Below are 14,763 nucleotides of genomic sequence, written 5' to 3' on the forward strand. Positions count from 1 at the left end.
GGAGGATAGAATGAGAAGACTACTACTGGGGACGAGCCTTGCCTTGCTTGCGCAAGCGGGCAGCGCAATGGCGCAGGAGGAAATCAGCGTGTCGGTCGTCAATGGTCATCCGCCGGTTTTCCTGTGGGTCAAACATCTGACAGAGACGTTCATCCCTACGGTGGATGCGGCACTTGAAGGCACCGATTATAAGATCAACTGGACCGAGAATTATGGCGGCACACTGGCCGCCGTCGGCGGCGAGCTGGAGGCTTTGGAAGACGGCCTCGCCGAGGTGGGCATCGTGCCGACGGTTTTCGAGCCGACCGCCCTGCCCCTGCAGAATATCAGCTATTTCACACCCTTCTCCGCCGGAGATCCGAAGCTGGTCATGCAGGCCATGGAACAGCTTTATGCCGATCAGGATGCGATGCGCGAGGAATGGGCGCGGTACGGGATCGAACATCTGGGCGGCGGCTTCACGCTGGACAATTACGTGCTGATGACCTCGTTCCCGGTCGATTCCATCGACGATCTGGAAGGCAAACGCATCGCGGCCCCCGGACCGGCGGTCAACTGGCTGGAAGGCACCGGGGCGGTCGGCGTTTCGGGCAATCTGACCACCTATTACAGCGACATCCAGACCGGCGTTTTCGAAGGGGTCATCACCTTCCCGACCGCTGCAGCGGCGGCCAATCTGCAAGAGGTCGCGCCCTATACCACGGTCACGAATTTCGGGGCGCAATATGCGGGTGCCCTCGTCGCGAATGCCGATTGGTATGCCGACCAGCCGGAAGAGGTGCAGAACGCGCTGCGCGAAGGGGCCATCGCTTATACACAGGCCTATCTGGATGAGCAGGAACAGCTTGTCGCCGCCGCGATGGAAACGCTGGATACCGATGCCGGTGGCGTCAGCGAAATGTCAGATGAGGAAAAGAAGCGTTGGGCAGATGCCCTGCCGCAGATCGCTTCGACCTGGCAAGAGTCCGCAGCAGGCGACGGGGCAGACACGGGCGCGGTTCTGGATGCCTATATAGGTGCGCTTCAAGCGGGCGGCGCACCCCTGCTGCGCGATTGGCGCATTCAGTGACACTGCCTGCGCGGGCGGGATTTCCTGCCCGCGCCTGACAGACCAACGGATCATCAGATGAGCTATGCAACCACAACCGAGATGCGGACCGGCATCGGCTGGCTGGACGCCGCCGCGCGTCTTCTGGACCGCATGACCGGCCTGCTGAGCGTCTTCGGAACGCTGGGAATCCTTGCGATCATGGTGTTGATCGTCGCCGATATCGTCATGCGGCTGTTCTTTTCCGCGCCAATCATGGGCGTGCCGGAAATCGTGTCGATGCTGATCCTGTCGATCGTCTTCCTGCAACTGCCGAATGCGCTTGCCCATGGCAAGATCACGCGGGCGGCTCTGCTGCTCGACCGGCTGGACGTGACACGGCCCCGCATTCGGCTGATCCTTGACGGGGCGTTGCACATGATCGGCGCGACCGTGATGGCGGTGCTGGTCTCGGCCTTCTACCCGCTGTTCATCCGTGCCTATGAACGACAGGAGATGGTCGGCACCTATGGCCAGTTCCTCGCCCCCGTCTGGCCCAGCTATCTGGTGGTGCTGATCGGTGCCGTGTTGATGTGCGCGGTCTTCGTTCAGCGGGCCGTCTGCCTTTGGGTTCTTGCCGCGAAAGGGGACCCGGCATGAGCGGCGTTGAAATCGGCCTGATCTCGCTGGGCGGCATCCTGCTGCTGATTTATTCGGGCCTGCATGTCGCGATCACGCTGGCCTTTGTCAGCTTTATCGGAATCTGGGTCCTGCGCGGCGATGCGACACAGGCGGCGCGGGTCATGTCGCTGGCGACGCGGGAAAGCATCTCATCCTATCTGTTCGGAGTCGTGCCGCTTTTCGTACTGATGGGGCTGGTTGTGGCCCGCGCCGGCCTTGGCCGAGACACGTTCGAGGTCGCGGGCCGGGCGCTGCGCCGCGTGACCGGCGGGCTTGGCATCGCCACCGTCGCGGCGAATGCGATCTTCGCGGCGATCACCGGCATCTCCATCGCCTCGGCTGCTGTGTTCACCAAGGTCGCCGTGCCAGAAATGATCCGCATGGGTTATGCCCCGCGCTTTGCGACCGGGATCGTGGCGGGCAGTTCGGTCCTTGGGATGTTGCTGCCGCCCAGCCTGCTGCTGATCCTTTACGGGATTCTCGCCGAACAATCGGTCGGTGCGCTCTTCATCGCCGGGATCGGGCCGGGCGTGCTGCTGTCTTTGGTTTACTGTCTTGCGATCTGGCTGCTGGTGCACTTCTGGCACAGCTATACCGGCAATCCGCATGAGGCGAGCGAGGTCACAGCGGCGCCCGCGCATGGCCGCTTCGATACACTCAACAAGCTGTTGCCGATCCTTTTGCTGATCGTGCTGGTCCTTGGCGGGATCTATGGCGGCTTTTTCCCCCCGACAGAGGCCGGTGCGGTCGGCGCCTTCGGGGCCGTGCTGATCGCCGCCGCAAAACGCCGCCTGAACGCCCGCACCCTGTGGGAGGTGACACTAGAAACCGGTCATGTCACCGCCGCAATCTGCTTCCTGATCATTGCGGCAACAATGTATAGCCGGATGCTGGCACTGTCGGGCCTGCCCGCCTTCCTGACCGAATGGGTCATTGCGCAGAACCTTGGCATTTACGGCTTTTTGGCCTGTTTTGTGCTGCTTCTCATCCTGCTTGGCACGATCCTTGACAGCAGTTCCATCCTGCTGGTCACCATCCCGCTGGCCCTGCCCATCGCCACGTCGCTGGGAATCGACCTGATCTGGTTCGGCCTGATCACCGTCATCGCGGTCGAGATCGGGCTGCTGACCCCACCCATGGGCCTGTCGGTCTTCGTCATCAAATCCAGCCTCGATGACGAACGCATCCCGATTGGCGACATCTTTGCCGGCACCGCGCCCTTCGCGCTGATCATGCTGGCGGTGCTGATCCTGTGCATTGCCTTCCCGGTCATCGTGACCGGGCTGGTCTGAACGTTCCTATCAAGGAGGCCGCCATGGTCCGGAAGATCATTGATATCTCAGTTCCGCTGATGTCGGGCATCGCATCCGATCCGAAAGGATATGAGCCGAAGATTACCTATCTGGACCACAAGACCACGGCCGTCGGCATGGCCTCGTTCTTTGACGGGATGCGACCGGATCAGTTTCCGGGCGGCGAGGGCTGGGCGATCGAGATGCTGGAAATGTCCACCCATGTCGGCACGCATCTGGACGCGCCCTATCATCACCACTCGACCATGGATGGCGGCAAACGCGCGATCACCATTGACGAAGTGCCGCTGGACTGGTGTTTCCAGCCCGCCGTGAAGCTGGATTTCCGCCACCTGCCCGATGGCTATGTTGCCACGCCCGGCGATGTCGAGGCCGAACTGAAACGCATCGGCCACGATCTGCGCCCGCTAGAGATCGTCGTCGTCAACACGGCGGCAGGCGGGCGCTATGGCGAAGACGACTATATCGACCGGGGCTGCGGCATGGGCCGCGATGCGACGAACTGGCTGACAGAACGCGGCGTCCGCATCACAGGCACGGATGGGTGGAGCTGGGACGCCCCCTTCTCTCACACCGCGAAGGCATGGGCAGAGACCCGCAACCCGGCGCTGATCTGGGAAGGGCACCGCGCCTCGATGGATCGCGGCTATTGCCATATCGAAAAACTGGCCAATCTGGATCGGCTTCCCGATCATGGCTTCGAAATTTCCTGCTTCCCCTTTAACATTAAGGGCGCCTCTGCGGGCTTTGTCCGCGCGGTCGCCATCCTCACCGACGAAAGGATCTGAGACATGAGTGCACATCAAGGCAAGGTCATCATCACCTGCGCGATCACCGGCGGCATTCATACGCCCTCCATGTCGCCGAACCTGCCCTATAAGCCCGACGACATCGCCGCACAGGCGATCGGGGCGGCAGAGGCCGGGGCCGCGATCCTGCACCTTCACGCCCGCGACCCCGATGACGGACGCCCGACGCCTGATCCCGATGTGTTCATGCAGTTCCTGCCCCGCATCAAGCAATCGACCGATGCGGTGATCAACATCACCACCGGAGGCGGGCTGACCATGACGGTCGAGGAACGGCTGGCCGCACCGCTGAAAACCGCACCGGAAATGTGCTCGTTGAATATGGGCTCGATGAATTTCGCGATTTTCCCGATGGCAGCGAAGGAACGCGAGTGGCGGTTCGACTGGGAAAAGCCCTATCTTCAAGGCACCGACGATTTCATCTTCCGCAACACCTTCCGCGACATCGAACGCATCCTGAAAATGCTGGGAGAAGATCACGGCACCCGGTTCGAACATGAATGCTACGATGTCGGGCATCTGTATAATCTCGCCCATTTCGTAGATCGCGGTTTGGTGAAGGGACCGTTCTTCGTGCAGATGATCTTCGGCATTCTGGGCGGCATCGGGCCTTCGGTCGAAAACCTGATCTTCATGAAGGAAACCGCCGACAAGCTGTTCGGCGATCAGTATCGCTGGTCGGTTCTGGCGGCGGGAAAATGGCAGATGCCGCTGGCCACGCAGGCGGCGATGATGGGCGGCAATGTCCGCGTGGGTCTTGAAGATAGCCTTTACATCGGGCGTGGCAAGCTGGCGGCGAATAACGCCGAACAGGTCGCCAAGATCCGCCGCATCGTCGAAGAGATGGGGCTGGATATCGCCACCCCCACCGAAGCGCGTGAGATGCTGGCGCTCAAGGGCGGCGATCGGGTAAATTTCTAAGGTTCGGTCATGGCAAACCCGATTGACGGCTTTCAGATCAATCCCGACAGCCTGCGCTTTGTGGGTGAGGGGTTGCAGCGCCCCGAATGCATCCTCGCCGAACCCGATGGCAGTCTCTGGGCTGCGGATGCACGCGGCGGCGTCGTTCATATCCGCCCGGATGGCAGCCAGCAGTTGGTCGTGCAGAATCAAAGCGACAGTTTCAGCGGCGATATCGACGAGGCGCGGCGTTTCACCGAAGGCACCCTGCCCAACGGGCTGGCCTTCGACGGGGACGGCGCGATCCTGATTTCCAATTTCGGCACCGACCGTCTGGAGCGGATGCAGCGCGACGGACGCTCAACCGTTGTGATCGACCAAATTGACGGACAGCCCATCGGCAAGGTCAATTTCGTGCTGACCGACAGCCGGGGACGGATCTGGCTGACCGTCTCAACGATGATCCGCAACTGGATGCAGGCGATCAGCCCCAATATCGCCGATGGCTATGTCGCCATGCTGGATGAAAGCGGGGCACGCATTGTCGCAGACGGGTTCCGCTTCACGAATGAAATCCGCTTCGATGCCGCCAAGGAATGGCTTTACGTCGTCGAGACCACGGGCCGCTGTATCACCCGACTGCGCATCGACGATCACGGACAGGCCACCCGAGGCGAGACCTTCGGCCCTTCCGATACCGGAGGCTTCATCGACGGCATCACCTTCGACACGCATGGCAATCTCTGGGGTACGCATGTCATGTCCGACCGCATCTTCGCGATCACGCCGGACGGGGATTTCCGCGTGCTGCTGGAAGATTTCGACCCCGAACCGGCCCGGCAGATGTATGAGGCTTTCGCCGAGGACCGGCTTACCCCCGATCACATGCTGGCCTGTGGCGGGACCATCGCGCCCTGGTTCGCCTCGCTGACCTTTTGCGGGCCGGATCTGCGCGATGTGGCCATCGGATCATTGCGCGGCACCTGCATCCCGATCTTCCGCTCACCCGTCGCCGGGCTGCCCATGACGCATTGGCGATAGGCGGCGGGAACCTTCCATGCGGCGGCCATCAGGCCTTCGCCCGCCGCGCTGCCACATGCTGATCGCAGGTGCCGACAGGCTGAGGACGATGGCAATGAGGTTCTGTCGCAAGCTTCCACGCTGCTGTGGTTTGAGCTAATTTGCGGGGTATGTATCAGCATGGGCAGATGCAAGATGATCGGCTTCAAGGGTTCCCGGTTTCCGAAAGATGTCATCCTGTTCGCGGTCTTCTTTTACACTCGCTACATAGTGTCGTACCGGGATCTGGAAAAAATCATGGCCGAGCGAGGTGTGTAGTTGGACCACGCAACCTTGAACCGCTGGATCACGAAATACGCCGGTCTGCTGGCCGAGGAAGCGCACCGCCGCAAGTTCCCAACGAACCGGTCCTGGCGCATGGACGAAACCTATGTGCGGATAAAGGGCGAATGGGTCTATTTTTACCGTGCGGTCGACAAATTCGGCATAACCCTTGATTTCATGTTGTCACAACGGCGCAACAAGAAGGCGGCCACCCGGTTTTTCGCTCGTGCTCTTGAAGTCAACGGCCTGCCTCGCAAGATCGTCATCGACAAGAGTGGCGCAAACACGGCGGGCATCACCGAGATCAACCTCATGCTCGGCTTCAAATCATTTGCTTCGGCGTCAGCCACACTCGACGGGATCGAAGTGGCAAATATGATCCGCACGGGACAGCTCCGGCGCGGATCCTGCCCGTTTGCCCAATTCGCGGCACTGCCAGCGTGAAGCATCGGCTGTGACGGGTCGAGCCTGACGAACAGAAAAGTTTGCGACAAAACCTGTTCCTTCTTATGCTGCTACACGCAAAGCGGTTGAGGATGCAGGGCTTGATTTGTCTGATTCCCAGTTGCGTGCGCTACGAAACAACACGAGCTGCGTGGTTGTGCGAACCTTTGACCACCAAGCGTTTTCAAGAACCTACGGTGGCAGAAACAATCCAACGCAGATTCAGACTGATGCGCAAGATTTGCGTAGGCTCAGGACTCGTTCTTGATCATAACCAGAAGATGACGGTCGCGGCGAGCAGGACTGCAGAGAAGAAGGTCTCGGGGCAACGGTCGTATCGGGTGGCGACGCGCCTCCAATCCTTGAGTCGGCCGAACATGATTTCGATGCGGTTGCGGCGTTTGTAGCGCCGCTTGTCGTATTTGACGGGTTTCTTGCGCGACTTCCGACCCGGGATGCAAACCTTTATCCCCTTGTTTTTCAAGGCATCTCTGAACCAGTCGGCATCATAGCCCCGATCGGCCAGCAGCCAATCCGCCTCCGGCAGGCTGTTCAGAAGTGCCGCTGCCCCGGTGTAATCACTGACTTGTCCGGCGGACATGAAGAACCCTATCGGGCGGCCCTTCGCGTCGGTGACGGCGTGCAGTTTCGTGTTCATGCCGCCTTTCGTTCGCCCGATCTGGCGCCCGCGCCCCTTTTTTTGATCCGCAGGCTCGAGGCCGTGCGGTGCGCTTTCAGATAGGTCGCGTCGATCATGATCGTATTGTGTTCGGCGCTCTCGGCGGCGAGGCCCACCATGATCCGGGCGAAGGTCCCGTTCTCGCTCCAGCGCTTCCAGCGGTTGTCGAGCGTCTTGGCGGGGCCGTAGTCCGTCGGCGCGTCGCACCATCGCAAGCCATTACGATTGATGAATATTATGCCGCTCAGCACACGCCGGTCGTCAACGCGTGGCTTGCCGTGGGATTTCGGGAAATAGGGTTTCAGACGCTCCATCTGCGCGTCAGTCAGCCAGAAAAGGTTGCTCATAAATCAGGTCTCCTTGCAGAGCCTGAATCACGCAAACAGCCCGAAATCAATGGGTCTGGAGCCTAGAAACGGGTTCAGTTCGGCTTGGACCGATTGAACCACTTATTCAATCTAGCTTCTTCCAGCAGTTACCGGCGTCAGCCTTTGACGATTCTGATCCGCCATTGTGGTTACGTGAAGAGATTTTTGATGAAGAATTTTATAGGGGAAAGATTTAGAGAAGGCAGATTATTCCGGGGCTTCGGGGATTGATGTTTTGGCAGGTCGATCTCGCATGCGCTGATCCATCGGAAGCACTAACGACCCGTCCAGTTGCTTTTATGCACCAATATGCGTCATCGCCGTTTTGGATGAGCCTGATTGCGCCTTGGACGCTTGCCGTTCTATGACTGATATATGACGCTGCGGCTTCGTATCTTCCTGACAGGCTTTCCGGCGCTGTTCATGGCGGCGATTGTTACGCTGGCACCGTCGCCGTCGACATCGTCTGCAGCGCAGGAATACTACAGCAGCACGCTGGCTGGCACGACGCTTTCGGATCAGGAGCAGCGGGAGCGGGCTTACAGCCTCGGGATCGTCGCGGGCACGCTGTTCTCGGGCAGTGATGTCGGAAATGTCTATGCCGGAGGAAATATCGCGCACTGTCGGGGATTACGAATAACCGGCAGCTAGGCAATCCTCTCCGTGGTTAAGGGGATGCGGAAGTAGAATTTTCTCGGCAAAATGAACGAGGAGATTCCGATGAAGAAAAGCCGTTTCACCGAAGCGCAGATCATGGCCTGCTGCGCCAAGCGGAGGGCGGGATGCCCGTGCCCGAGTTGCACCGCGAGCATGGGATCAGCAGCGCGACGTTCTATAAATGGCGGGCGAAGTATGGCGGCATGGATGTGTCCATGATGAGCCAGAGTGAGCGGTGAACGCCACCGGTTCGAGAGAACCGTGAACGGCGCTGGAGGACGAGAACCGTCGGCTGAAGCGCATGTTTGCCGATCTCAGCATGCAGGCCTATCTGCTGCGAGAAGCTCTGGGAAAAAAGTGCCGCGGTCAGCTCAGCGCCGCGAACTGGCCGAGAAGGCGGTGGCGACAAAGGGGGTCAGCATCGCGCTGGCCTGTCGCGCGTTTGGCGTCAGCGAGACCTGCTTCCGCTACAGCCCGAAGCGCGACGACGAGAACGATATGATTGCCGACCTGCTGGTCGGGCTGACCAAAGTCCACAGGACCTGGGGCTTCGGCCTGTGCTTCCTGCACCTGCGCAACGTGAAAGGGCATGGCTGGCACCACAAGCGGGTCCACCGGATCTATTGCGAACTGGAGCTGAACCTGCGGATCAAGGCGAGGCGGCGACTGAAGCGCGATAACCCGGAGGAACTGGCCGTGCCGGGAGCCCCCCAACCTCGCCTGGTCGATGGACTTCATGGCCGATCGCCTAGCCGACGGGCGGCAATTCCGGCTGCTGAACGTGCTGGACGACTTCAACCGCGAGGGCCTGGGCATTGAGGTCGATTTCTCGCTGCCCGCCGAACGGGTCGTCCGCTCCCTGAACCCGTCGTCGGGGAAACGGTCCCCCGGACCGTTTCCTGATCCTCCTCCACATTGAATGGTGCGGAAAGCCATTGGCGATCAGAATCGACAACGGCCCCGAATATGTCAGTTCAAAGCTGACGATCTGGGCCGAGAAGCAGGGCATCGCTCTGAAATACATCCAGCCCGGAAAGCCCCAGCAGAACGCTTACGTCGAGCGCTACAACCGGACGGTCCGGCATGAATGGCTATGGACCTACAACAACGAACGACTCAACATGGGTATGATAACGGTCACTTCAATCAGTTTCTGAAACCGCCCCCACAGCGCATCTGGCAGGGGTACTGACATGATCCATCCTCCCGAAAAGGATGAATCACAAATCCAGACAGCCGGAAACCCTCATGATTCAAACTTCGGGAGGGATGCTTTAGCTGCAGAACCGCCGCCGTGTCCGCCGGGCGGGGTCAATCCGATATCAGCTTGCCGGGGTTCATCAGGCCCCCAGGGTCGATCAGGCGCTTGATGCCCTGCTGGATGGCATATTCGACATCCGACTTCTGGTCGCGCATCCGGTCGACAAAGACCGATCCGACGCCATGTTCGGCTATGACCGAGCCGCCGAAGGACCAGATCAACTCGTCAATAGTCCGCAGGGTTTCTTGCTTCATCGTCTCGAACCCGGGCGTGGCAGGGTCGGCGAAGGCGCTGTAGTGCACATTGCCGTCCCCAACGTGGCTGACCGCGTAGGGCGTGGCGCCGGGGCAGGTCTCGGCGACCAGTGCATCGGCGCGGGCGATGAATTCGGCGATCCGGCCGACCGGGACCGAAACATCCCATTTTAGCATCGTCATGCCGGGGAAGTACTGGTGCGGCATCATCTGTTCGCGGATCTCCCACAGGTTGCGGTCCTGGGCAACCGACTGGGCAAGCACGCCGTCTGAGAATATGTCATCCTCAAGCCCAACCTCGAATAGGTCGAGCAGCATAGGCTCGACCTCGGCCGTATCGGAAAGCCGGATCAGGACGCTCCATGGCGGAATCGTTTCGAACGGCCGACGCAGGTCAGGGTAACGCTCGAGTGCCATCGACACGCCCAACCCCGGCAGCAACTCGACTGCGCTTAGCAGGCGGCCGGCCTTGCGACGTGCTAGGATCATAAGGTCAGGCAGCCGGTTCAGGTCGGACAGGGCGACCATCATCGAGCGGTTGACCCTCGGCGCGGGATGCAGGCGGAAGACGATCCGCGTCACGATGCCGAGCGACCCTTCCGACCCGATAAATAACTGCTTGAGGTCATAGCCCGAATTGTCCTTGGTGAGCGCACGCAACCCGTTCCATACGCGACCGTCCGGCAGCACGACCTCAAGCCCAAGCACCTGTTCCCGCGTGGTGCCGTAGCGCAGCACGTTCAACCCACCGCCGTTTGTGCCGACCGCGCCGCCGACGGTCGCGCTGCCCCGTGCGCCCCAGTCCGGCGCGAACAGGAGGTCACGATCAAGCGCGGCCTCCTGCAGCGTCTGGATCAGGCAGCCGGCCTGCACCGTCACTGTCGCCGCCTGGGGATCGAGGGATTCGATCCGGGTCATCCGCCCGAGCGACAGCACCACGGCCGGCAGAGTACCGGTCGGAACCGCCATTCGGCAAACATTGGTGTTGCCACCCTGGGGCACGACGGGAAGCGCTCGGTCGTGGCACATCCGCAGCAGGCGCGAGACCTCATCGGTCGAGGTCGGGCGTGCCACCATAAGGCAGGGTGCCTCGGCCTCGCCGTAAATATCAGAGGTGTAGGACCCGGCCTCGGCGGGTGGCAGGATCACGCCTTCCGGGAATTCCGACCGGAAACTCTGCAGGATTTCAGACATATCGACGGGTCTCCTCCGAATTGCACGGCTCGGGCGGGCAGATTGCCGAGCGCCAGTCGGCGATAGCTTTCATGGAAATACATTCTAGCATTTTACCCTCGGCGGCAATATAATTAACGTGTTTATTATATCCATAGGAGGACGCAAAGGAGGATCAGCCCGATAGAACCAACACCGGCATCGACACGACCGACCAGATCGCCGGATTGGCTTGGATGTCAGCGCTAGAGTCCAGCTGACCATTTCAAACGCATCTGGCCGTACCTGCAAGCTACAGGAGTAGTTGAGCCAATGGGTAGTCACCGACATCACCGCGGCGCCCGCGTTGCTGGCATTACCAAGTTGTTTTGTCGAGACTGATCGTCCCGACAGCAATCAAATCATGCCGTCGTTTCGTGGGCATAGTCGCTCGATAGCTTGAAAGCACCTGAATATCTTAACAGACAGAATGGCGAATCGATAGTGCTGTGGGCAAGGCGCTGAAGCATCCGTACGTATAGCCAGATGGGATCGGAGGCTTGTAGGATAGCGGACGAACTGGTGGTCTTCCTCTTGACTGGCGGCTCGTTGAAACTGGCTCTCTGTGCGTCTCTATCTGAAATCATTCATAGATTCTTGATCCTCCTCTCCTTGTATGCATATCCAGGCAAGCTTGCACGGCAACGCCAGGCCCGGATGCTTTTTGAGTACTTTCGCGACAATTTTTCTTTCCTGTTTGACAGACCTTAAAAATTAGTTAACATGTTTATTGAATGGGACATATAGCTTAGGGAGGGCTACCCTTGAAATTCAGTTATTTGGCAGCCGCGTCGATCTTTGCCGTGATCGGAGCTCAACAACCTGCTCAAGCAGAGCTTAACAATATCACGATCGGTACGAACCCGTCAGGGTCATCATTCTTCGTGATCGGCAGCGGATTTGCGAAGCTATTTCAGGAAACACTGGGGATCAGATCAACGGCGCAGCCGTTTGCAGGTTCGTCGGTTTATCTGCCCGCCATCGAAGTGGGTGACATGACGCTGGGTCTGGCGTCTACGGTAGATTCGAGCCTCGCCTATACCGGAAGCAGCGACTATCCACAGGAGCTTACAAGACTTCGCGCAATCGCGAGCGTGTGGAACATTCCCTACGCTTTCATCACTCAAGCCAACTCAGGGATCATCACTGCTGATGATCTTGCCGGAAAGCGCATAATGGGCGACATGCCGGCATCTCAGGCACTGACCGAAATCAATAAAGCGATTGTCCAATCTGGCGGCTTGGGTCTCGAAGAGGTCGATTTCATGAGCAGCGGCGGCCTGATGGATGGGATCAGCGCTGTGGTTGAAGGGCGTGCAGATGCAGCCCCTGTTGCAACCTCAATGCCCGTCCTGCTGGAATCTCAGGCGTCGGTGTCGGGCGGACTAAGGATCGTTGCGAATGGCAGTCAAGGAAGCGACGAATTCTTTAGAACAGCAGTTGTCGGAGTAGGCGGAAACGTCGCGAAAGAGGACCCACAGCGGCCCTTCATAATCGGCGACACCGATATTGTTTCTTACGATACGTTGCTCGTAGCAAGCTCCGAAATGTCTGAAGAAGATGCGTATCTTCTTGCAAAAACACTCTATGAAAACTGGGGTAAGTTGCAGGAGAGTATGGGACAGCTTCGCAGCATCGACCAGAATGAAATTGCGTTGAGCTCTTCATCGATACCGTATCATCCGGGCGCAATCCGCTTCTACAAAGAGGTGGGTGTATGGACGGATGCTCATGAAGAAAACCAGAGCAAATTCTGATCTGTATCAATGGGTGATTGCTTTCGGACGGTTGTTCGGAAGCAATCCGAGGATGCAGCAAACTCGCTTCTCAAGGAGCAGCCAGCTATGGATCGCATCAAAGACGTCATACTGACGTCGTGCCTTATTTTGTGCCCGGTTATCGGTGTATTATGGGCGCTTAATGTTCCACAAATGTTCGGCATGGGCCTTGTCACGCAGCAGGTCGTGGCAATCATGCTTGGAATAGCAGTATGTGCCGGACTTCTGTCTCACCCCTACTTCAAGCGCTACATCTGGATCGACGTAATCATCGCGATCATCGCCGCATTTTGTTGGTTCTGGTACGCGTGGAACTTTAGAGAGTGGATGGTCACGATGGCCTTCCGTACACCAGATATGTGGATACCCGGTGCCATCGCATTGGTTTCGCTGGCTGAAGGCCTTCGGAAGACGATGGGGCTAATCATCGCAGCCCTGGTGTGGGTCATCGCTGCCTACGGCTTTTTCGGAGACATGGTTCCCGGCATGCTGCAGGCCTCGGTTTTCGCGCCGACACGCACGATCATGTATCTTTATGCGGACAGCAACGGTGTTCCTGGCCTGGTCATTACGGTCATTGTAACGCTTGTGCTGCCGTTCATGGTCTTCGGTAAAGTACTTGAGATCGCAAACGGAATGACCTTTTTCAACAACCTCGCGCTCTCAGCCGTCGGCCATCGTCGCGGTGGACCGGCCAAGGTCGCTATTGTTGCATCCGGATTTTTTGGGACCATGTCGGGTTCTACAGTTGCGAACATCATGTCGACGGGGATCTTCACGATTCCGATGATGATCCGGACCGGTATGACGCGGGTTCAGGCGGCTGCTATTGAGGCTGTTGCTTCGAACGGTGGCCAGATTGCCCCGCCGATCATGGGAGCTACCGCCTTCATCATGGCCGAGATGTTGCAGGTGCCGTATTCAGACATCGTTAAAGCCGCAACCATTCCTGCCATTCTCTATTTTTTAACTTTGTTTTTCAAAGTCGATGCACTGGCGACCGCAAACGGACTTCAAGGTCTGGGTCGATCAGAAATCCCTTCCTTTCGTGAAACACTTAAAGGTGGATGGGAGATACTAATTTCCATCGGGGTTTTGCTATATCTCTTGTTCGCTACGGGATTTAACCCCGGACTTTGCGCTTTGATTTCCTCTGGCATGATGCTCGTGGTCTATGCGATCAAGATTCGTTTCAAGTTTGATGTACCCGTACTGATCTCGGCAATGATTTCACTCGGACGAGAGCTTGCTCCGCTTCTGCTAATTGGTGGGGCCGCAGGTGTCATTATCGGCCTGATGAACTCGACGGGTTTTGCGTTTCAACTTTCCCTGGCGCTGACTCACATGGCAAGTGCATACGGCATTTTCGCACTGCTTCTGCTTTCGGCGCTTGTCGCAATTATCCTCGGTATGGGTATGCCGACGGCCGCTGTCTATATCGTCCTTGTCACGGTTGTTGCACCGACGATGATCGAGCTCGGCGTTGCACCCATGGCGGCGCATATGTTCCTTCTCTATTTCGGCCTGATGAGCATGGTTACGCCACCGATCGCGATCGGCAGTATCGTCGCGGCACGGTTGGCCGAAGCGAATATGTGGTCCACAGGCTTTCTGGGTTTGCGGATTGGGATTGTCGCTTACGTCCTGCCATTTGTCTGGGCCTTCAATCCTGCGCTTCTCCTGGATGGCAGCATGCTTGAAGTTGCTATCGTGGCATCTAACGCTCTAGCGGGCTCTTATCTACTCAAACTGTCGATGTTGCCATCGCCCATCATCGGCGTGCCAAGCTGGCTTTATGGCAAACTCATCATGGTTTTGGGATTGGCCGTCATGTCAGCCACTGCAATTTTCGGTTCTGCCAGTATCGCGGCCGTTGCGGCTACCATCGCCGCGATCCTATTGGCGATGATAATTTCAAAGCAGACAAGCCAGATACGACAGAAAGCCTCGACAGAAACCTGAATCGTTGTGTCAACGAGTTGCTGTCTCATTGACACAAACAAGTAAACATGTTAACTTTATATGGCTAGATAAAA

11 protein-coding genes and 2 pseudogenes are annotated in these 14,763 nt (G+C 58.4%); 11 read left to right on the forward strand and 2 right to left on the reverse strand.

Annotated elements, in window-relative coordinates:
- Positions 1–10 precede the first annotated feature (10 nt).
- The 7 genes and pseudogenes from PAE61_RS14505 (at position 11) to PAE61_RS14535 (ending at position 6,518) form a co-directional block, all read left to right on the forward strand.
- On the forward strand, positions 11–1,069 hold the full coding sequence (locus PAE61_RS14505; protein WP_271113084.1) for a C4-dicarboxylate TRAP transporter substrate-binding protein: 1,059 nt from the start codon (positions 11–13) through the stop codon (positions 1,067–1,069).
- Positions 1,070–1,126: 57 nt separating this feature from the next.
- Positions 1,127–1,687 (forward strand): TRAP transporter small permease subunit, encoded by a 561-nt coding sequence (locus tag PAE61_RS14510; RefSeq protein ID WP_271113085.1) that lies wholly within the window; start codon positions 1,127–1,129, stop codon positions 1,685–1,687.
- A complete protein-coding gene (locus PAE61_RS14515) occupies positions 1,684–3,000 on the forward strand; it encodes a TRAP transporter large permease (protein ID WP_271113086.1) in 1,317 nt (438 codons plus the stop codon). The genes PAE61_RS14510 and PAE61_RS14515 overlap by 4 nt, the downstream gene beginning before the upstream one ends.
- 23 nt (positions 3,001–3,023) lie before the next feature.
- Positions 3,024–3,809: a cyclase family protein gene (locus tag PAE61_RS14520; protein ID WP_271113087.1), complete on the forward strand. Its 786-nt coding sequence runs from the start codon at positions 3,024–3,026 to the stop codon at positions 3,807–3,809.
- Positions 3,810–3,812: 3 nt separating this feature from the next.
- Positions 3,813–4,751: a 3,5-dioxohexanoate:acetyl-CoA acetone transferase gene (gene kce, locus PAE61_RS14525; protein WP_271113088.1), complete on the forward strand. Its 939-nt coding sequence runs from the start codon at positions 3,813–3,815 to the stop codon at positions 4,749–4,751.
- A 9-nt stretch (positions 4,752–4,760) separates the two neighbouring features.
- Positions 4,761–5,771 carry an SMP-30/gluconolactonase/LRE family protein gene (locus tag PAE61_RS14530; protein WP_271113089.1) on the forward strand — a complete coding sequence of 337 codons (1,011 nt, stop codon included), beginning with the start codon at positions 4,761–4,763 and terminating at the stop codon, positions 5,769–5,771.
- A 174-nt stretch (positions 5,772–5,945) separates the two neighbouring features.
- Positions 5,946–6,518: pseudogene (locus PAE61_RS14535) on the forward strand (IS6 family transposase).
- Between the two features lie 268 nt (positions 6,519–6,786).
- Here PAE61_RS14535 and PAE61_RS14540 read toward each other — a convergent pair.
- Positions 6,787–7,544, reverse strand: a protein-coding gene (locus PAE61_RS14540; RefSeq protein ID WP_271113090.1) for an IS5 family transposase whose coding sequence is annotated in 2 segments (ribosomal slippage) — positions 6,787–7,214 and positions 7,214–7,544 — 759 coding nt in all. Because the reading frame shifts where the segments join, the coding sequence is not laid out codon by codon here.
- A gap of 396 nt (positions 7,545–7,940) precedes the next feature.
- On the opposite strand from PAE61_RS14540, the gene PAE61_RS14545 reads away from it, so the two are divergent.
- Together PAE61_RS14545 and PAE61_RS14550 are read left to right on the forward strand one after the other, a co-directional pair.
- A complete protein-coding gene (locus PAE61_RS14545; protein ID WP_271113091.1) occupies positions 7,941–8,216 on the forward strand; it encodes a hypothetical protein in 276 nt (91 codons plus the stop codon).
- Positions 8,217–8,285: 69 nt separating this feature from the next.
- Positions 8,286–9,379: pseudogene (locus tag PAE61_RS14550) on the forward strand (IS3 family transposase).
- Positions 9,380–9,533: 154 nt separating this feature from the next.
- Here PAE61_RS14550 and PAE61_RS14555 read toward each other — a convergent pair.
- Positions 9,534–10,931: an FAD-binding oxidoreductase gene (locus tag PAE61_RS14555; protein WP_271113092.1), complete on the reverse strand. Its 1,398-nt coding sequence runs from the start codon at positions 10,929–10,931 to the stop codon at positions 9,534–9,536.
- A 782-nt stretch (positions 10,932–11,713) separates the two neighbouring features.
- Between PAE61_RS14555 and PAE61_RS14560 the strand changes: the two genes are divergently transcribed.
- Together PAE61_RS14560 and PAE61_RS14565 are read left to right on the forward strand one after the other, a co-directional pair.
- Positions 11,714–12,706 carry a TAXI family TRAP transporter solute-binding subunit gene (locus tag PAE61_RS14560; RefSeq protein ID WP_271113093.1) on the forward strand — a complete coding sequence of 331 codons (993 nt, stop codon included), beginning with the start codon at positions 11,714–11,716 and terminating at the stop codon, positions 12,704–12,706.
- Between the two features lie 87 nt (positions 12,707–12,793).
- On the forward strand, positions 12,794–14,689 hold the full coding sequence (locus PAE61_RS14565; RefSeq protein WP_271113094.1) for a TRAP transporter permease: 1,896 nt from the start codon (positions 12,794–12,796) through the stop codon (positions 14,687–14,689).
- Positions 14,690–14,763: the final 74 nt, after the last annotated feature.

Origin of the sequence: Paracoccus aerodenitrificans (assembly GCF_027913215.1) — a bacterium.
GTDB lineage: Bacteria > Pseudomonadota > Alphaproteobacteria > Rhodobacterales > Rhodobacteraceae > Paracoccus > Paracoccus aerodenitrificans.